Source organism: Curvibacter lanceolatus ATCC 14669, assembly GCF_000381265.1.
Taxonomy (GTDB): Bacteria; Pseudomonadota; Gammaproteobacteria; order Burkholderiales; family Burkholderiaceae_C; genus Curvibacter; species Curvibacter lanceolatus.
On sequence record NZ_KB906254.1, the window covers coordinates 75,724 to 92,673 of the forward strand.

At 69.0% G+C, this 16,950-nt stretch carries 15 protein-coding genes and 1 pseudogene; 9 read left to right on the plus strand and 7 right to left on the minus strand.

Annotation, left to right across the window (positions count from 1 at the left end):
• Positions 1-172 precede the first annotated feature (172 nt).
• The 5 genes from F624_RS0104655 to F624_RS0104675 are packed head-to-tail and all read right to left on the minus strand — an operon-like array spanning position 173 to position 5,642.
• Positions 173-1,312, minus strand: a complete 1,140-nt coding sequence (locus F624_RS0104655; protein WP_019573102.1) for a CaiB/BaiF CoA transferase family protein — start codon at positions 1,310-1,312, stop codon at positions 173-175.
• Positions 1,309-1,773, minus strand: a complete 465-nt coding sequence (locus F624_RS0104660) for a PaaI family thioesterase (protein ID WP_019573103.1) — start codon at positions 1,771-1,773, stop codon at positions 1,309-1,311. Before F624_RS0104660 ends, F624_RS0104655 begins: the two co-directional genes overlap by 4 nt.
• A gap of 6 nt (positions 1,774-1,779) precedes the next feature.
• Entirely contained in the window at positions 1,780-2,793 is a 1,014-nt protein-coding gene (locus F624_RS0104665; RefSeq protein WP_019573104.1) for a tripartite tricarboxylate transporter substrate binding protein, read from the minus strand.
• 38 nt (positions 2,794-2,831) lie between these two features.
• Positions 2,832-3,839, minus strand: a complete 1,008-nt coding sequence (locus tag F624_RS0104670) for a Bug family tripartite tricarboxylate transporter substrate binding protein (RefSeq protein WP_019573105.1) — start codon at positions 3,837-3,839, stop codon at positions 2,832-2,834.
• 42 nt (positions 3,840-3,881) lie between these two features.
• Positions 3,882-5,642 carry an acyl-CoA dehydrogenase family protein gene (locus F624_RS0104675; protein WP_019573106.1) on the minus strand — a complete coding sequence of 587 codons (1,761 nt, stop codon included), beginning with the start codon at positions 5,640-5,642 and terminating at the stop codon, positions 3,882-3,884.
• 92 nt (positions 5,643-5,734) lie between these two features.
• Here F624_RS0104675 and F624_RS0104680 point away from each other — a divergent pair, with 92 nt between their 5' ends.
• Genes F624_RS0104680 through F624_RS0104690 form a run of 3 tightly spaced genes read left to right on the plus strand, consistent with a single transcriptional unit; the run spans position 5,735 to position 7,513 of the window.
• Positions 5,735-6,634, plus strand: coding sequence for a LysR family transcriptional regulator (locus F624_RS0104680; protein WP_019573107.1), 900 nt, complete (start codon positions 5,735-5,737; stop codon positions 6,632-6,634).
• A 58-nt stretch (positions 6,635-6,692) separates the two neighbouring features.
• Positions 6,693-7,085, plus strand: coding sequence for a DUF6172 family protein (locus tag F624_RS0104685; protein ID WP_051107316.1), 393 nt, complete (start codon positions 6,693-6,695; stop codon positions 7,083-7,085).
• A complete protein-coding gene (locus F624_RS0104690; protein WP_019573109.1) occupies positions 7,082-7,513 on the plus strand; it encodes a hypothetical protein in 432 nt (143 codons plus the stop codon). Before F624_RS0104685 ends, F624_RS0104690 begins: the two co-directional genes overlap by 4 nt.
• A gap of 30 nt (positions 7,514-7,543) precedes the next feature.
• On the opposite strand, the gene F624_RS0104695 is transcribed toward F624_RS0104690, so the two are convergent.
• A complete protein-coding gene (locus tag F624_RS0104695) occupies positions 7,544-8,761 on the minus strand; it encodes a patatin-like phospholipase family protein (RefSeq protein ID WP_031254119.1) in 1,218 nt (405 codons plus the stop codon).
• A gap of 203 nt (positions 8,762-8,964) precedes the next feature.
• Between F624_RS0104695 and F624_RS0104700 the strand changes: the two genes are divergently transcribed.
• Complete coding sequence (locus tag F624_RS0104700; protein WP_019573111.1) at positions 8,965-9,339, plus strand: response regulator; 375 nt, start codon at positions 8,965-8,967, stop codon at positions 9,337-9,339.
• Between the two features lie 11 nt (positions 9,340-9,350).
• Here the strand turns inward: F624_RS0104700 and F624_RS0104705 are convergent, their stop codons facing one another.
• On the minus strand, positions 9,351-10,271 hold the full coding sequence (locus tag F624_RS0104705; protein WP_043425566.1) for a LysR family transcriptional regulator: 921 nt from the start codon (positions 10,269-10,271) through the stop codon (positions 9,351-9,353).
• Between the two features lie 180 nt (positions 10,272-10,451).
• Between F624_RS0104705 and F624_RS0104710 the strand changes: the two genes are divergently transcribed.
• The 5 genes and pseudogenes from F624_RS0104710 to F624_RS0104730 all read left to right on the plus strand — a co-directional run bounded on the left by F624_RS0104710 (position 10,452) and on the right by F624_RS0104730 (position 16,946).
• A complete protein-coding gene (locus F624_RS0104710) occupies positions 10,452-12,557 on the plus strand; it encodes a 3-hydroxyacyl-CoA dehydrogenase NAD-binding domain-containing protein (RefSeq protein ID WP_019573113.1) in 2,106 nt (701 codons plus the stop codon).
• A 42-nt stretch (positions 12,558-12,599) separates the two neighbouring features.
• Positions 12,600-13,781, plus strand: a complete 1,182-nt coding sequence (locus F624_RS0104715; protein ID WP_019573114.1) for an acetyl-CoA C-acyltransferase — start codon at positions 12,600-12,602, stop codon at positions 13,779-13,781.
• Between the two features lie 14 nt (positions 13,782-13,795).
• Positions 13,796-14,993: pseudogene (locus tag F624_RS32140) on the plus strand (acyl-CoA dehydrogenase family protein).
• 16 nt (positions 14,994-15,009) lie between these two features.
• Positions 15,010-16,146, plus strand: coding sequence for an acyl-CoA dehydrogenase family protein (locus F624_RS0104725; RefSeq protein ID WP_019573117.1), 1,137 nt, complete (start codon positions 15,010-15,012; stop codon positions 16,144-16,146).
• Positions 16,143-16,946, plus strand: a complete 804-nt coding sequence (locus F624_RS0104730; RefSeq protein ID WP_019573118.1) for an oxepin-CoA hydrolase, alternative type — start codon at positions 16,143-16,145, stop codon at positions 16,944-16,946. Before F624_RS0104725 ends, F624_RS0104730 begins: the two co-directional genes overlap by 4 nt.
• The last annotated feature ends 4 nt before the right edge of the window (positions 16,947-16,950 follow it).

Sequence of the window (16,950 nt, forward strand, 5' to 3'; positions counted from 1 at the left end):
TGGGGCTGCGATTCAGCGCCCTGGTTTCACCATAGTCCGTCCAATAAGCCATAAGTGAACAAATGAGGCGGATGGCCGTTTTGGTTACAAATTCAAGCCTTACTCTTGCGTTTTGGAACATTTGGAGCGCTTGGAGCCGGGGTGAGGTGGCTCTGCCAAGCGCAGCAAGGCCTCAGACATCGGCCGGCGGTGGCGTTCGATAGGTGGCCGGTGTGCGGCTCAGCTTGATGGGCGAGCCCAGGCCGCGGTAGCCGCCGGGCAGGCTCACGGTCATGCCGCGGTGCGCCGTGTGCGGGTGGCTCAGCGCCTGGGGCACGTCGAGGATGGGCGCACTGGGCACACCCTGGGCCATCAACTGCTCGACCAGGGCCTCGCCCGCGTGCTGGGCCAGCAGGGGCAGCAAGGCGGCACGCAGCTCGGCGCGGTGCACCGAGCGCTGGCCTGCGGTGGCGAAGCGCGGGTCTTGCCCCAGCTCCGGCTGGCCCAGCACCCGGCACAGTTGCTGAAACTGCCGGTCGTTGCCTACCGCCAGAAACACCGGCGTGCTGGCGGTGGGAAAGGCGTCGTAGGGGTAGATGTTGGGGTGGGCGTTGCCGGTGCGCGTGGGCACGCGCCCATCACCGAACCAGTTGGCCGCGTGCGGGTGCAGCAGCGACAGGCCGCAGTCGTACAGCGCCGCCTCCACAAACTGGCCGCGGCCGCTGCGCTGGCGCTCCTGCAGGGCCAGCAGGATGCCGATCACCGCGTTCAGGCCGGTCACCATGTCCACCACCGGCAGGCCCACGCGCAGGGGCTCGGCGCCCACTTCACCGTTCACGCTCATCAGGCCGCTCATGGCCTGGATGGCCGCGTCATAGCCGGGCAGCCCGCCCAGCGGCCCGTCGGCGCCAAAGCCGCTGACACGCGCGTGCACCAGGCGCGGAAAGCGCTCGGCCAGGGCCTCATACCCCAGGCCCCATTTCTCGAGCGTGCCGGTCTTGAAGTTTTCCAGCAGCACATCGGCCTCGGTCAGCAGGGTCAGCAGTTGCTCCCGCCCCTCGGGCAAGCTCAGGTCCAGGCGCATGCCGCGCTTGTTGCGGTTCAGGCCCATGTAATACGAGGCCACGCCGTTTTCAAAGGGCGGGCCCCAGGCGCGGGTTTCGTCGCCCTGCGGCGGCTCGATCTTGAGCACGTCGGCGCCGTGGTCGGCCAGGATCTGGCCGCAGTAGGGGCCGCCCAGCACACGCGAGACATCGATGACGCGCACGCCGGCCAGCGCGCCTGGGGCCGGATGGGCTGAGGCGGGAGGGGCTGAGGGGTGGGGGGTGTTCATGGGCAGGGCCTGTCGGGGGTGGATGGGGTGGGGGAGGCGGAGGGCGTCGGGTCGGGCTGGCGCTCAAGCAGTTTGAAGGTGCCGGTGGCGGTGGCCAGCAGGCGGCCGCTGTCGTCATAGGCTTCGCCACGGGCAAAGCACAGGCTGCGGCCACGCTGGTCGCAGCGTGCCTCGGCCACCACGTCGCCGCGGCAGCTGGCCAGAAAGTGCACGTTCAGGTCGACGGTGACCACGCCCCAGCGCAGCGGCTCGTGGGCGCGCACGGCACAGGCCAGCACCGAGTCGAACAGCGCGCTGAGGGCGCCACCATGCACGTCGCCGCGGCTGTTGCTGAAGTCGGGCCGGTGCGGCAGGCGCACGCGGGCCCGGTCGTCACCGATCTGCTCGCCGCGCAGCCCGAACAGGCGGGCCAGCGCGATGGGGTGGCCGAACAGGGTGCCGTCGTCAAACGGGGCTGCCATGGGCGTTCAGTCCAGTTGCCCGCGCTCGCGCAGGCGGGCCACCCGGGTCTTCTCGCGCGCCAGGGTCTGGATCGCGTAGGCGCGGTACTCGGTGGGGCCCAGGTAGTTGGCGCGTTGGTTGAGTTGCGCCATCACCTTCTGGCTGGCGGGCGACTCCAGGGCCTTTTTGAAGGCGTCATGCAGCCGCTGGGCCCGCTCGGGGGGCAGGCCGCGTGGGGCGGCCAGGCCGTAGGGCGAGTCGATCCACAGCGGGATGCCGCTGTCGACCAGGGTGGGGGTCTTGCTGTCGTTGGGCAGGGGCTTTTCGGTCAGCATGACCAGGTAGCGCAGCTTGCCCGACTCGATGTGCGGCATGGCCACGCCCGACAGCGGGGCTGCGTCCAGGTGCCCGCCCAGCAAGGCGGCGGTGATGTCGGCATCGCCCTTGTAGGGCACCATGTTGAGTTCGATGCCGGCGGCGGCCGCGATCTCGTCCATCACGATGCGCGGGGTGCCGATGGCGCCGGCCGCGCCCACATTGATCTTGCCGGGGCGGCGTTTCGCGTCGGCCGCAAAGTCGGCCCAGGTCTTCCAGGGCGCGTTGGCGGGCACGGCCAGGCCAAAGGTGTAGTCGGACAGCAGCAACAGGTAGCTGAAGGTGGTGGCCGGGTCGTAGGGCACCTTGTTGATGAAGGGCTCGCGGTACACCGAGGCCGGCAGGATGGCCAGGGTGTAGCCGTCGGCCGCGGCACGCGCCAGGGCTGCGGCGGCATTGGTGCCGTTGGCCCCGGGGCGGTTGTCCAGCACCACCGGCTGCCCCAGTTGCTGGCCCGCCACCTCGGCCAGCGCACGCAGGTGCTGGTCGGTGGGGCCGCCGGCCCCGTAGGGCACCAGCAGGGTGATGGGCTTGGTCGGGAAGGCGGTGCTTTGCGCGAGGGCCAGGCCTGTGATGGTGGCGGTGGCGGTGGCGGCCAGGGCCAGGCCCAGCCACTGGCGGCGGTTGGGGGTGTCACCTGAGGTGGGTGAGGTGGGTGAGGTCATGGTGTTGTCTCCCTGAAATCGATGGCAAGGCGGGGTGCTCAATCGAGCTGGGCCCCTGAGGCTTTCACCACCTCGCGCCACAGCGCCACCTCGCTGCGGATGAACTGGCCCAGTTGATCGGGGCGGGTCTGGGTGGCGATCTCCAGGCCCTGGGCCTCCAGGGTCTGGCGCACCTCGGGCTGGTTCAGGGCCTGCACCAGGGCGGTGTTCAGGCGCTGGATGGTCTCGGGCGGGGTGCCGGCCGGCACCACGATGCCGAAGAACACGCTGACGTCAAACGGGTTCAGGCCCTGCTCCTGCAGCGTGGGCACCTCGGGCAGGCTTTTGGAGCGGGTGGCCGAGGTGACGCCCAGGATGCGCAGCTTGCCGGCCTTGATGTGGGGCAGGGCGGTCAGCACATCGGTGAAGGCCATCGACACCTGGCCGCCCAGCAGGTCGTTCAGCGCCGGGCCCGTGCCCTTGTAGGGCACGTGCTGGATGTCGGTGCCGGCGCGCATGTTGAACAGCACCCCCGCCAGGTGCGAGCTGGCGCCATTGCCCGACGAGGCATAGCTCAGCTTGCCCGGGTTGGCCTTGGCGTGGGCGATCAGTTCGCTCACGTTTTTGGCCGGCAGGCCCGGGTGCACCACCAGCACATTGGGCAGGTGGCCGATGCGGATCACGGGCGCAAAGCTCTTGATCGGGTCGTAGCCCATCTTGCTGTACAGGCTCACATTGATGGCCAGGGGGCCCGAGGTGCCGAACAGCAGGGTGTTGCCATTGGGGGCGGCGCGGGCCACCACCTCGGCGCCGATGTTGCCGCCGGCACCGGGCCGGTTGTCCACCAGCACGCTCTGGCCCAGCAAGGGCTTGAGCGCATTGGCCAGGGTGCGGGCCATGGCATCGGTGGGGCCGCCGGGCGAGAACGGCACCACCAGCGTGACGGGCTGTGGGTTGCCCTGGGCCCCGGCGGGCAGGCTGGACAGCAGCAGCGTCGGGGCGGCCAGCAGGCTCAGCTGCCGCAAGGATTGGCGCCGGTTGAGGCGCCGGTTGAGGGGGTGGGTCATGGGGGGCATGGGGCTTGTCTCCTGTTGTTTTTGGGGGGGCGCTCAGCTGTCAGACCACAGGTTGACGCGGGCCACACCGCCGGTCGAGGGCGCGGGGTCGAACAAGGGGCTCAGGTCAACGGAGGCCGTCGTGGGGCCTTGCAGCGGGTCGTGTGGCAGCAGGCGGTGCAGCAGCACCAGCTGGGCCATCAGCATGCGGCGCGCCGAGCCGCTGCGGCTGGCCTCCCAGCCCATGGCGGCGGCGGCGCTCAGGTGGTAGAGCGCCGAGGCGGCCTGGCGGGTCAGGGCTTCGTGCTCGCGCTCGGTGGCGGCCAGGGCCAGGGTGCTGGCCTGCTCCACCAGGCCCAGCAGCCGGGCCTGGGCGGCGGGGTGCCACTGGCTGTCGGCGATCAGTTGCCGCACATGGGCCTGCCACATCGGCAGCGAGCCCTCGCGCCGGATGGCGCGCATCACGTCCAGGGCCACGATGTTGCTGGTGCCCTCCCAGATCGAGCCCAGGTGGGCGTCACGCACGATGCGCGGGTCGCCCCATTCCTCGATGTAGCCGCAGCCGCCGCGCACCTCCATGGCGTCGCCGGCCACGCGCCGCGCGTCGCGGCAAGCGCGGAACTTGATCAGCGGCGTCAGCAGCCGGGTCAGGGCGTAGGCACCGGGCTCGCCTGCGTCGGCGCGGCGCAGGGCGTCGGCGGTCTGGAACACCATGCTGCGGGCCTCTTCGGCGGGCAGCAGGATCTTGGCCAACTGGCGCTGCATCAGCGGCATGTCGATCAGGTGGCGGCCAAAGGCCTGGCGATGCCGGGCGATGTGCAGGGCCTCGGCCACGGCCCGGCGCATCAGGCCGGCGGCCCGCATGCCGTTGGACAGGCGCGAGTTGTTCACCATGTCGGCCATCTGGGCAAAGCCGCGGCCCAGCTCGCCCACCAGCCAGGCCTTGGCGCCCTCCAGGCGGATCTCGCCGCTGGCCATCGAGCGGGTGCCCAGCTTGTCCTTGAGGCGGATGATGCGGTAGGCGTTGGCGCTGCCGTCCGGCAGCTCACGCGGCAGCAGGAACAGCGACACGCCCTTCATGCCGGCCGGGCCGCCCTGGTGGCGCGCCAGCACCATGGCCAGGCCGGCGTCGGGGTTGGAGCAAAACCACTTGTCGCCGTGCAGGCGCCAGGCCTGCGGGTCTTCGGGGTCGGGGCGGGCTTCGGTGCTGGTGGCGGCTACGTCCGAGCCGGCGCCTTGCTCGGTCATGAACATGGCGCCCTGGGTCAGGGCATCGAGGTCTTGCGTCACCAGGCGGTCGAGGTAGCGCTGTACCAGGGCCGGCTCGCCGTATTTGCGCAGGGTGCGGGTCAGCGAGTCGGTCATCGACAGTGGGCAGCACAGGCCGAACTCGGCCTGCACGAACAGGTAGCTCAGCGCGTACTTGGCGGCCGCCGGCATGGGCTGGGGCCAGCCCAGCACGCCCGCGCGGTGCGACATCGCGGCCAGGCCGAACTCGCTGAAGGCCAGCCGCTCCATCTCGATGTAGTCGGGGTGCTTGAGGATGCGTTCCTGGTCCAGCCCGGTGCGGGTGCGCAGTTGCAGGGTGGGTGGGTTCTGGTCGGCGCTGTGGGCCAGCTCGTCGAGCCGGCCGCCGGCCAGGGCGCCCAGGCGCTCCAGGTGCGGCTGAAGGTGGGCGGCCAGATCGGGCGGCAGGTACAGGGGCAGCAACTGCTGCAGCTCGGTGTCTTCCAGGTAGGCGTTGGTGCCGGCGCGATCGGGCACCGGGTGTTCGGTGGGAGGCGTTTGAAGAGCTTGGGGCAGGCGGGCGTTCATGGGTCGGGCTCCAGGGCAGGGGATGCGGCATTGTTCAAAGCGCGGCTTGTTGTGTCTAATATTGAATTTCACTGATCCGATCTGAAATTTGTATGGCCGTTGAAATGCGCCACCTGCGCTACTTCCTGGTGTTGGCCGATGAACTGCACTTCGGCCGCGCGGCGCGGCGCCTGCACATCGCCCAGCCGCCGCTCAGTTTCAACATCAAGCAGCTGGAGCAAACCCTCGGGGTGCAGCTGCTGGAGCGCAACAGCCATGGCGTCAAGCTGACCCCGGCGGGCGAGGTGTTCCGGCAGTCGGCCGCGCGGGTGCTGGCCGAGACCGAGGCCGCCACCCAGCGGGCGCGCGATGTGGCCCTGGGTGTCACGGCGCGGGTGCGCATCGGCTTTGTCGGCTCCATGCTGTTCCGCGGCCTGCCCGAGCGCCTGCACGCCTTCCAGGCCCTGCACCCCCAGGTGCAGACCGAGTTGATCGAGCTCAATTCAGCCCAGCAGCTGGAGGCCATGGCCCGCGGCAGCATCGACCTGGGCTTTGTGCATACGGCCCGCGTGCCGCCCGATCTGAGCCGCTCGCTGTACATGTCCGAGCCCTTTGTGGCCTGCCTGCCCGAGGCCCACCCGGCGGGCGGCGCGCAGGGGGTGGACCTGGCAGCCCTGGCCAGCGAGCCCCTGGTGCTGTTCTCACGCGGGGCCTCGCCTGATTACTACGAGCGCGTGCTCACCTTGTCGGGCCAGCTGGGCTTGCAGCCGCGCGTGCGCCACGAGGTGCGGCACTGGCTCAGCGTGGTGGCCCTGGTCGGCAAGGGCATGGGCTGGGCCCTGGTGCCGCAGGCGCTGGCCGGCAGCGGCGTGGCCGGCGTGGCCTACCACCTGCTGCCGCCGTCGGACATCCGATCGGAGGTGCATCTGGTCTGGAACGAGCGCAGCATGCCGGCGGTGTTGCCGCTGCTTTTGGGGGCGCTGAAACCGGCTGAGAGCCCGCAGGTCGCATAATCGCGCCCTTGGCCAGCACCGCCCACAGGGGGCAGGGGCTGGCATTTGAAGGGCTCTTGTGAGAAAAACATACAGTTTCCAGGCTGAAGGCCGCCACCCCGACCGGGTGCTCGAATCGGTCAAGCACGACATCCGCAAATACCTCAAGCGCGAGCGTCGCCGCGACCTGCCCGAGGGCGCTGATTTCTGGGATTTCGACTGCCGCATCGGCGCCGACAAGGACAGCGCCGAGGTGGTGCTGCTGTCGGCCCTGATCGCCCAGGTCGATGCCATCGCCAAGGGCGGCGCCACCCAGGCCTACGTCGAAGTGCTGGCCCGCGCCGCGCAGCGCCCGCCCCGGCCCGAAGGCTGGGTGTCCAAGCGTGAAGCCGCGCTGGCCGCGGGGCTGGACGAGCACGGCGGCGACGGCGAAGATGAGCCCGACGACACCGAGCAGGAGCCCCAACCATGATCCTCACCGACATCGCGATCGAACACGTCTACAAGGGCCGCAAGGTCAGCGAGCCGGTCACTTTCACGGTGCACCCCTTTGCCGAGCCGGAGGGCGAACACGCCGGCCTGTTCGAGGTGATGCTGAGCCTGCGCGGCTCGGGTGAAGACAAGGTGCGCTCGGGCTGGGTCACGCTGGAGCAGCTGGCCGAGCTGTACGCCCGCGAGCTGATGGTCAAGCGAGGCCTGCGCCTGCGGGTGCGCCCGCTGGCCGACGGCGTCTACCCCGACACCTACCCGGGCAAGAAGGTGCCGCGCAGCTGCGTCGCCCCGGGCTCTGATTTTGAGCGCCTGATCAAGTCGGTGGACCGGGCCCGCCCCGTGTCGGCCGGTCTGCGCGCTCAGATCGCGCTGTGGGACGCGCCGCCTGAAGAAGAGCCTGAGGCCTGAGCGTTCAGGCCCTCGGTTCAGACCACGGGTTCACACGATCGGCTGTGCCAGCCGCCGCTGCGGCCAGCCGAAAAACCGGGCCACCTCCTCGCGTCGCGCCAGCGTGTCGGCCTCGCCCAGCGCCATCAGCGCGTGGGTGTAGGGGGCCTCGAACAGCAGGTAGCTGGCCAGGGCCGAGCCCTGGGCCTGCGGCCCGGCCTTGCTCACGCCGGCCCCATGCAACAGCGTGCGCACCGGCCCGGGCAGGGCGTCCAGGTGGCGGGCGGCGATGTCGTCCAGGCGCTGGCTGGGGGCAATCACCAGGCACTCCACCGGGCGCAGCGGCGTGTTCTCCAGCGCCTGCGCCGGCAGCAGTGACAGGGTGCGGTTGATGCGCGCCAGGCGCTCGATGTCCACCGCCATGGCGTCCAGGAAGATGCTCGACATGGCATGCCCTGCGATCTGCGCCAGGCTGGGGTAGCGCCGGTCGGGCAGGCGTTGGGCGGCGGGCTCGTGCATGCGGCCGGCGCCGATCACCAGCATGCGTTGCGCCCCCAGGTGGATGGCGGGTGACAGCGGCGCGGTCTGGCGCATGGTGCCGTCGCCATACCAGGCCGAGCGGCCCTCGCTGAACAGGCGCTGGGCCGGAAACACAAATGGAATCGCCGCCGAGGCCAGCAGGTGCTCATGCGACAGTGCCGTGGGCACGGCCAGGCGTTGCGAGCGCACCCAGGGCTCGATGGCTTGGCTCGAGTTGTAGAAGGTGACGTGCTCGCCCGTGCTGTAGCTGGAGGCGGTCACGGCCAGGGCATGCACATGGCGGCGTGCCAACATGGCGGGCAGTCGCTCCATCGGCACCACGCGCTGCAGCAGGCCGATCAGGGGGCTGTTGTCGAGCAGCGAGCGCGGGCGAAAGCGCCGCCAGCGCGCCAGTGCCCAGCCGATCGACAGCATGGTCAGCCATTGGGCGCCGTTGCGGGCCACGCCCAGCATGTCGGCGCGGTACACGTCCTCGGCGCGGAAGTTCGACCACACCTCGGTGATGCGGGCCACGGCGTCGTTGAAGTCGTCGGCATGGCAGGCCAGGGCGGCGCTGTTGATGGCGCCGGCCGAGGTGCCGACGATGATACCGAAGGGGTTTACCCGGTTGTCCGCCTCGCCCACGGCCTCACGGCGCAGGGCGGCCAGGGTCTTGAGAACGCCCACCTGGTAGGCGGCGCGGGCGCCGCCTCCGCTGAGCACAAGAGCAGTTCGGCTGGGGTCGATCATTCGGTTTGTTGGGGGGACGGCACCCCATTGGTACCGCTTGACCTGCAGAATATCCCAGTTGTCTTGCTGTGAGGAGGGTGGAGGCCCTGCTTCGAAACTTGTGGCTTATAAGCGGCGCGCGCGTGGGGGTTGGTGGCAAAGCAGCCTTAAAATCGCGCAGCCCGATTCAGTTCGGTCCCAGACATTCAACCGGAATCCAGAGCATGAGCCTCAGCAAAGTGGTGCTGATCATTGATGACAACGACGACATCCGACGCCTGCTGCGCATGACGCTCGAGTTCGAGGATTTCGACGTGGTCGAGGCCACCCACGGAGCCGAGGGGCTGGAGATGGCGCATCTGCGCCGCCCCGACATGATCATCTGCGACGTGATGATGCCCGGCATGTCAGGCCACGAGGTGTGCCAGGCCGTGACCATGGATCCCGAGCTGACCGGCATCCCGGTGCTGATGCTGTCGGCCCTCGACAAAAAGACCGATGTGGACCAGGCGCGCGACGCCGGGGCCCGCGGCTACCTCACCAAGCCCTTCTCCCCCACCGAGCTGATGCACGCCGTGCGCCACCTGGTGGGCCGCTGAGCCAGGCTGGCTCAGGGCGCGCTGGCCGCCTCCTGCGGGCTGTGGCCCGGCATGGCCTTGCCCAGGATGAAGTCGATGCAGGTGCGCACGGCCCGGGTCTGGTGCCGGTTGGGCATGTACAGCAGGTACATGCCGGTGCCGAAGATGCTCAGCCGGTATTCATCGAACAGGGTCTGCACCTCGCCGCTGTCCACCGCGTCCTGCACCACGTAATCGGGCACCAGGCCCACCCCCAGCCCGGCCAGGATGCCGTCGCGCAGAAACGGAAAATGCTCCGAGATCAGCGTCGGCTCCAGCGTGATCTCTTCGCGCACCCCCTCCAGATAGGCCCGCAGGCGCAATTGCCGGCCCACCACCCCGGAGGTGATCAGCGGGGCGGTGCGCAGCTGCTCCAGCGTCGGCGGGCGGCCGTGGGCCTGCAGCCAGCCGCGTGAGGCGCAGGCCAGGTAGCGCACCGGGCCCAGGTCGCGCGCCACCAGCTGGGGCGGCGGCTCGGGCATGACGCGGATGGCGATGTCCACGCCGTCGCGTACCAGGTCGTCCACCCGGTTCTCGAACATCACATCAAGCACGATGCCGGGGTACAGGCGCTTGAACTCGATCAGCCAGGGCGACATCACCATCTGCCCATAGCCGCTGGGCACGCTCAGGCCGACGCGCCCCTGCAGGCCCTGACCCAGGGTGTTGATGGTTTCGCGGGCGGCCAGCAGTTCGTTGACGATGCTGCGACCATGCTCATACAGGCGCATGCCCACCTCGGTGGGCTCCACCCGGCGCGTGGTGCGCCGCACCAGCTGCACGCCCACCGATTTCTCCAGCTGGCTCAGGTGGTAGCTCACGTTGGCGCGGCTCATCTTGAGTTTGCGCGCCGCCTGGCTGAGGTTGCCTGAATCGATGATCTCGACCAGCAGGGTGAGGGAGCCAAGGTCCAGGCTGTGCATCAGATGGGTGGTTGTTCAAAATGGTTTGACAGTCTGTCAATGGTTCATGGGATTGTCAAGAATGACTGTCGCCACAACAATCGCTGGCTGTGGCGGATTCATCTGCCAGCCTCCTGCTTGCCAACTGCTTGTCATTTGCTTGCCATTTCATAGCCTCCGGAGACAAAACCCATGACCGAAGCCGTCAAGACCACCCGCAGCGGCGCTGTGCTGGTGGCCACCGTGGACAACCCCCCCGTCAACGCCCTGGGCGTGGCGGTGCGCGCCGGCCTGAAGGCCGCCATCGAGGCCGCCGAGGCCGACCCCGCGGTGCAGGCCGTGCTGATCGTGGGCGCGGGCCGCGCCTTCATCGCCGGCGCCGACATCCGTGAATTCGGCAAGCCGCCGCAAGCCCCGTCGCTGCCCGAGGTGTGCCGCACCATCGAGCTGTGCAGCAAGCCCGTGGTGGCCGCGATCCATGGCCCGGCCCTGGGCGGCGGGCTCGAAATCGCCCTGTCAGCGCACTACCGCGTGGCCATGCCCGGCAGCAAACTGGGCCTGCCCGAGGTGCAGCTGGGCCTGATCCCGGGCTCGGGCGGCACCCAGCGGGCGCCGCGCCTGGCCGGCATCCAGGCCTCGGTCGAGCTGATGCTCAGCGGGCGCCACATCGGGGCTGATGAGGCCGTCAAGCTGGGTCTGGTCGACCGCGTGGGCAGCGCGGCCGACGCCCTGACCGAAGGCCTGGCCTACGCCAACGAACTGCTGGCCCGCCAGGCCCCGGTGCGCCGCAGCTGCGACGCGCTGGCGCTGGCCGACAAGGCCGCGGCCCATGCCCAGCTCGACGCCTTGAAGGCCGACACCGCCAAGAAGAGCAAGGGCCTGTTCTCCCCCCTCAAGATCATCGAAGCCGTGCAGGGCGCCCTCTACCTGCCTTTTGACGAAGGCATGAAGCGCGAGCGCGAGCTGTTCCTGCAGTGCATTGACAGCCCGCAGCGGGCCGGTCTGATCCACGCCTTCTTTGCCGAGCGCGAAGTGGTCAAGGTGCCCGAGGCCAAGGCCGCCCAGCCGCGCCCCTTCAACACCATCGGGGTGGTGGGCGGCGGCACCATGGGCGCCGGCATTGCGGTGTCGGTGCTCGATGCCGGCCTGCCGGTCACCATGGTCGAGCGCGATGACGAATCGATTGCGCGCGGCCGCGCCAATGTCGAGAAGGTGTATGACGGCCTGATCGCCAAGGGCCGCATGAGCCCCGAGGCCAAGGCCGCGGTGATGGCGCGCTTCAGCGGCAGCACCTCCTACGACGCGCTGGCCCAGGTCGACCTGGTGATCGAGGCGGTGTTCGAGGAGATGGGCGTCAAGAAGGCCGTGTTTGCCGAACTCGACCGCGTGTGCAAGCCCGGCGCCGTGCTGGCCACCAACACCTCCTACCTCGACATCGACGAGATCGCCGGCAGCGTCAGCCGCCCGCAGGATGTGGTGGGCCTGCACTTCTTCTCGCCGGCCAACATCATGAAGCTGCTCGAGATCGTGGTGCCGGCCCGGGTCAGTGCCGATGTGGTGTCCACCGCCTTCGCGCTGGCGCAAAAGCTCAAGAAGGTGCCGGTGCGCGCCGGTGTGTGCGATGGCTTCATCGGCAACCGCATCCTGGCGGTGTACCGCGCGGCCGCCGACCACATGATGGAAGACGGTGCCTCGCCCTACCAGATCGACCAGGCGGTGCGCGATTTCGGCTACCCCATGGGGCCGTTCCAGGTGTCCGACCTGGCCGGCGGCGACATCGGTTGGGCCACGCGCAAGCGCCGTGCCGCCACCCGCGACCCGCAGGCCCGCTACGTGCAGATCGCCGACCGCATCTGCGAGCGCGGCTGGTTCGGCCAGAAGACCGCCCGGGGCTACTACCTGTACCCCAACGGCGCCCGCGTCGGCAGCCCCGACCCCGAGGTGCTGGCCATCGTGGACGCCGAGCGCGAGCGCGCCGGCATCACGCCGCGCGCCTTCAGCAACGAAGAAATCATGCGCCGCTACATGGCTGCCATGGTCAACGAAGGGGCCAACGTGGTGCACCAGGGCATCGCGCTGCGCCCGCTCGATGTGGACGTGACCTTTGTCTATGGCTACGGCTTTCCGCGCTTCCGCGGCGGCCCCATGAAGTACGCCGACATGATCGGCCTGCCGCAGATCCTGGCCGACATCGAAGCCTTCGCCAAGGAAGACCCGCTGTTCTGGAAGCCCTCGCCCCTGCTGGTGGAACTGGTCGCCAAGGGCGCCAATTTCGACTCGCTGAACAAGCCCGAATAAGTCAGAGCCAGCCTGAACCCACCTTTTCAAGAGAGACACACCATGCGCCAAGCCGTCATTGTTTCCACCGCCCGCACCCCGCTCACCAAGTCGCACCGCGGCGAGTTCAACATCACCCCCGGCCCCACCCTGGCCGCCTTTGCCGTCAAGGCGGCGGTCGAGCGCTCCGGCATCGACCCGGCCCTGATCGAAGACGCCATCCTGGGCTGCGGCTACCCCGAGGGCATCACCGGTCGCAACATCGGCCGCCAAGCCGTCATCCGCGCGGGCCTGCCGCTGAGCATCGGCGGCACCACCGTGAACCGCTTCTGCGCTTCGGGCCTGCAGGCCATCGCCATGGCGGCTGGCCGCATCGTGGCCGAGGGCGTGCCGGCGATGATCGCGGGCGGTGTGGAAAGCATCTCGGGCATCAAGAGCCGCGACGACGCCCAGCTCACGCTGGACCCCTGGATCGTCGAGCACAAGCCCGATCTCTACCTGTCGATGATCGAGACCGCCGACATCGTGGCCCAGCGCTACGGCATCAGCCGCGAGGCGCAAGACCGCTTCTCGGCTGAAAGCCAGCGCAAGACCGAAGAGGCCCAACTGGCCGGTCGCTACGCCGAAGAAATCGTGCCCTGCACCACCACCATGGCCGTGATCAACAAAGAGACCAAGGAAGTCACGAAGCAAGAGGTGACCGCCACCGCCGACAACTGCAACCGCCGCGGCACCACCTACGAGGCCCTGGCCAAGCTGGCCCCGGTCAACGGCCCCGACAAGTTCATCACCGCCGGCAATGCCTCGCAGCTGTCGGACGGCGCCTCGGCCTGCGTGCTGATGGAAGCCGCCGAGGCCGAGCGCCTGGGCCTGCAGCCCCTGGGCGCCTTCCGGGGTCTGGCGATTGCCGGCTGCGAACCCGACGAGATGGGCATCGGCCCGGTGTTTGCCGTGCCCAAGCTGCTGGCCCGCCACGGTCTCAAGGTCGAGGACATCGACCTGTGGGAGCTCAACGAAGCCTTTGCCTCGCAATCCATCTACTGCCAGCAGAAGCTGGGCATCCCCGATGAACGCCTCAACGTCAACGGGGGCGCCATTTCCATCGGCCACCCCTTCGGCATGACCGGTGCCCGCCTGACCGGCCATGTGCTGCTCGAAGGCCGCCGCCGCAAGGCCAAGTGGGCCGTGGTCACCATGTGCATCGCCGGTGGCATGGGCGCCGCCGGCCTGTTCGAAATCTTCTGATCCTGGAGCCCCTCATGGACCTGAATTTCACCCCTGAAGAAGAAGCCTTCCGCGCCGAAGTGCAGGGTTTTCTGCGCGACAAGCTGCCCGCCCGCCTGCGCGACAAGGTCAAGGCCGGCCTGCGCCTGACCCGGGACGACTCGGTGGAGTGGCACACCCTGCTCAACGAGCGCGGCTGGCTGGCCAACCACTGGCCCACGCAATACGGCGGCCCAGGCTGGAACGCGGTGCAGAAGTTCATCTTCGAGCACGAATGTGCCGTGGGCGGTGCGCCGCGCATCGTGCCCTTCGGCGTCAACATGCTGGGCCCGGTGCTGATCAAGTACGGCAGCGAAGCCCAGAAGCAATACTGGCTGCCGCGCATCCTGAACGGCGACGACTGGTGGTGCCAGGGCTATTCCGAACCCGGCTCGGGCTCGGACCTGGCCTCGGTCAAGACCACGGCCGTGCGCGAGGGGGATCACTACATCGTCAATGGCCAGAAGACCTGGACCACGCTGGGTCACCACGCCAACATGATCTTCTGCCTGGTGCGCACCAACAAAGAGGCCAAGCAGCAGTCGGGCATCAGCTTCCTGCTGGTCGACATGAACAGCCCTGGCGTGGAAGTGCGCCCCATCATCACGCTGGATGGCGAGCACGAGGTCAATGAAGTCTTCTTCACCGACGTCAAGGTGCCCGTGGGCAACCTGGTGGGCGAAGAGAACAAGGGCTGGACCTACGCCAAGTACCTGCTGACCTACGAGCGCACCAACATCGCGGGCGTGGGCTTCAGCGTGGCCGCACTTGAGCGCCTCAAGCGCATCGCCGCCAAGGTGCAGCGCCATGGCCGCCCCCCTGATCGAAGACCCGTCCTTTGCCACCCGCCTGGCCAAGGTCGAGATCGACCTCGAGAACATGAAGACCACCAACCTGCGCGTGATCGCCGCCGTGGCCGGTGGTGGCGTGCCGGGCGCCGAGAGCTCGATGCTGAAGATCCGCGGCACCGAGATCCGGCAAGAGCTCACCTCGCTCACGCGCCGGGCCATGGGCCCCTACGCCTTGCCCTTCATCGAAGAGGCCATGTACGAAGGCTATGCCGACGAGCCCGTGGGCCCGGCCGAGGCCGCCCAGGCGGCCGCCATCTACTTCAACAACCGCAAGCTGTCGATCTTCGGCGGCTCCAACGAGATCCAGAAGAACATCATCTCCAAGATGATCCTGGGCCTGTGAAGCAAGGGACACCGCGATGAACTTTGAACACACCGAAGACCGCCGCATGCTGGCGGACACCCTGAACCGCTTCATCACCGAGCAATACCCCTTCGAGGTGCGCAAGCAGGTGGCAGGTAGCGAGCAGGGCCTGAGCACCGCTGTCTGGCAGCAGCTGGCCGAGATCGGCGCCCTGGGCGCCTTGTTCCCCGAATCCGTGGGCGGCTTCGGCGGCGCGGGCTTTGACGTCAGTGTGGTGTTCGAAAGCCTGGGCCGTGGCCTGGTGGTCGAACCCTTTCTGGGCGCGCTGATCGTGGGTCGGGCCCTGGCTGCGGCCGGCAGCCCGGCGCAGCAGGAAGCGCTGGCCGGCCTGATCGACGGCAGCACCGTGGCCGCCCTGGCACACGACGAGCCTGGCAACCACTACGAGCTGTCGCGCGTGGCCACCCGGGCCACGCCCACGGCCAACGGTTGGCAGCTGGACGGCGCCAAGGCCGTGGTGCTGCAGGCCCAGGCCGCGCAGCTGCTGCTGGTCAGTGCCCGGGTGGCAGGCGATGTCGAGGCGGAGGACGGCATCTCGCTGTTCCTGGTGCCGGCCGATGCCGCCGGCGTGCAGCTGCGCGGCTATGGCCGCATCGACGGCGGGAGGGCTGCCGAAGTCACTCTGCAAGGCGTGCAGCTGGGCGCCGACGCCTTGCTGGGCGCGGCAGGGCAGGGCTTTGCCACGCTCGAGCTGGCCATCGGCTGGGGCCTGCTGGCGCTGTGCGCCGAGGCTGTGGGCGCCATGGACGTGGCCAAGCAGTACACACTCGAGTACCTGCAGACGCGCAAGCAGTTCGGCGTGCCGATCGGCAGCTTCCAGGCCTTGCAACACCGCATGGCCGATGTGCTGCTGGAGATCGAACAGGCCCGCTCGGCCGTGATCAATGCCGCTGCCGCCATGGACGCCGATCGCCTGACGCGCGAGCGCGCGCTGTCGGCCGCCAAGTTCAGCATCGGGCGCATCGGGGCCCGGGTGGCCGAAGAAGCAGTGCAGATGCACGGCGGCATCGGCATGACCTGGGAGCTGCCCCTGGCCCACTACGCCAAGCGCCTGGTCATGATCGACCACCAACTGGGCGATGAAGACCACCACCTGCAGCGCTACATCGCGCTGGGCCGGAGCGTGGCATGAGCAGCACTGACATCCTGCTGCAGCAGCGCGACGGCGCGGTGCTGGTGCTCACGCACAACAACCCGGCCGTGCGCAACGCGCTGTCGCCCGAGTTCTATGCCGCGCTCACCGCCGCGTTGCAACAGGCGGCGGCCGATGATTCGGTGGGGGCGGTGGTGCTGACCGGCGCGGGCGGCATGTTCTGCTCGGGCGGCGACCTGCGCCAACTGATCAAGCGCCGCGAACTGCCCGAGACCGAGCGCCGCCAGCGCCTGGAAGGGCTGCACGACCTGATCCGCACCCTGCGCGACTGCCCCAAGCCGGTGGTGGCCGCGGTGGAGGGCGCGGCCGCCGGGGCCGGTCTGTCCATCGCCCTGGCCTGTGATCTGCTGGTCAGTGCCCGCGATGCCATCTACTCGGTGGCCTATGTCAAGGTGGGGCTCACCCCCGATGGCGGCGCCACCGCCTTCCTGGCCGAGTTCGTGTCGCGCCAGGTGCTGACCGAGCTGTGCCTGACCGGCGAGCGCATCACGGGCGAGCGCCTGCACGCCCTGGGCGCAGTCAACCGCCTCACCGACGCAGGCGACGCGCTGGCCCAGGCCGTGCACCTCGCCCGGCAGGTGGCCGATGGCCCGCTGCAGGCCAATGCTGCCATCAAGGCCCTGTGCCGCTCCGCACCCCAGGCCACGCTCGAAGAGCAGCTCGATCTGGAGGCCCAGCACATGGTGCGGGCCCAGGGTGGCGCAGAATCGCTGGAGGGCATCGGTGCCTTTCTCGACAAGCGCAAACCCGACTTCGTGAAACTGCGCCAGCCCGGCTGACCAC

What these genes read in the sequence shown, in the direction of transcription:
- F624_RS0104655 (WP_019573102.1), bottom strand. Translation starts at nt 1,312, where the DNA reads ATGAACACCCCCCACCCCTCAGCCCCTCCCGCCTCAGCCCATCCGGCC.
- F624_RS0104660 (WP_019573103.1), bottom strand. Translation starts at nt 1,773, where the DNA reads ATGGCAGCCCCGTTTGACGACGGCACCCTGTTCGGCCACCCCATCGCG.
- F624_RS0104665 (WP_019573104.1), bottom strand. Translation starts at nt 2,793, where the DNA reads ATGACCTCACCCACCTCACCCACCTCAGGTGACACCCCCAACCGCCGC.
- F624_RS0104670 (WP_019573105.1), bottom strand. Translation starts at nt 3,839, where the DNA reads ATGACCCACCCCCTCAACCGGCGCCTCAACCGGCGCCAATCCTTGCGG.
- F624_RS0104675 (WP_019573106.1), bottom strand. Translation starts at nt 5,642, where the DNA reads ATGAACGCCCGCCTGCCCCAAGCTCTTCAAACGCCTCCCACCGAACAC.
- F624_RS0104680 (WP_019573107.1), top strand. Translation starts at nt 5,735, where the DNA reads ATGGCCGTTGAAATGCGCCACCTGCGCTACTTCCTGGTGTTGGCCGAT.
- F624_RS0104690 (WP_019573109.1), top strand. Translation starts at nt 7,082, where the DNA reads ATGATCCTCACCGACATCGCGATCGAACACGTCTACAAGGGCCGCAAG.
- F624_RS0104695 (WP_031254119.1), bottom strand. Translation starts at nt 8,761, where the DNA reads ATGATCGACCCCAGCCGAACTGCTCTTGTGCTCAGCGGAGGCGGCGCC.
- F624_RS0104700 (WP_019573111.1), top strand. Translation starts at nt 8,965, where the DNA reads ATGAGCCTCAGCAAAGTGGTGCTGATCATTGATGACAACGACGACATC.
- F624_RS0104710 (WP_019573113.1), top strand. Translation starts at nt 10,452, where the DNA reads ATGACCGAAGCCGTCAAGACCACCCGCAGCGGCGCTGTGCTGGTGGCC.
- F624_RS0104715 (WP_019573114.1), top strand. Translation starts at nt 12,600, where the DNA reads ATGCGCCAAGCCGTCATTGTTTCCACCGCCCGCACCCCGCTCACCAAG.
- F624_RS0104725 (WP_019573117.1), top strand. Translation starts at nt 15,010, where the DNA reads ATGAACTTTGAACACACCGAAGACCGCCGCATGCTGGCGGACACCCTG.
- F624_RS0104730 (WP_019573118.1), top strand. Translation starts at nt 16,143, where the DNA reads ATGAGCAGCACTGACATCCTGCTGCAGCAGCGCGACGGCGCGGTGCTG.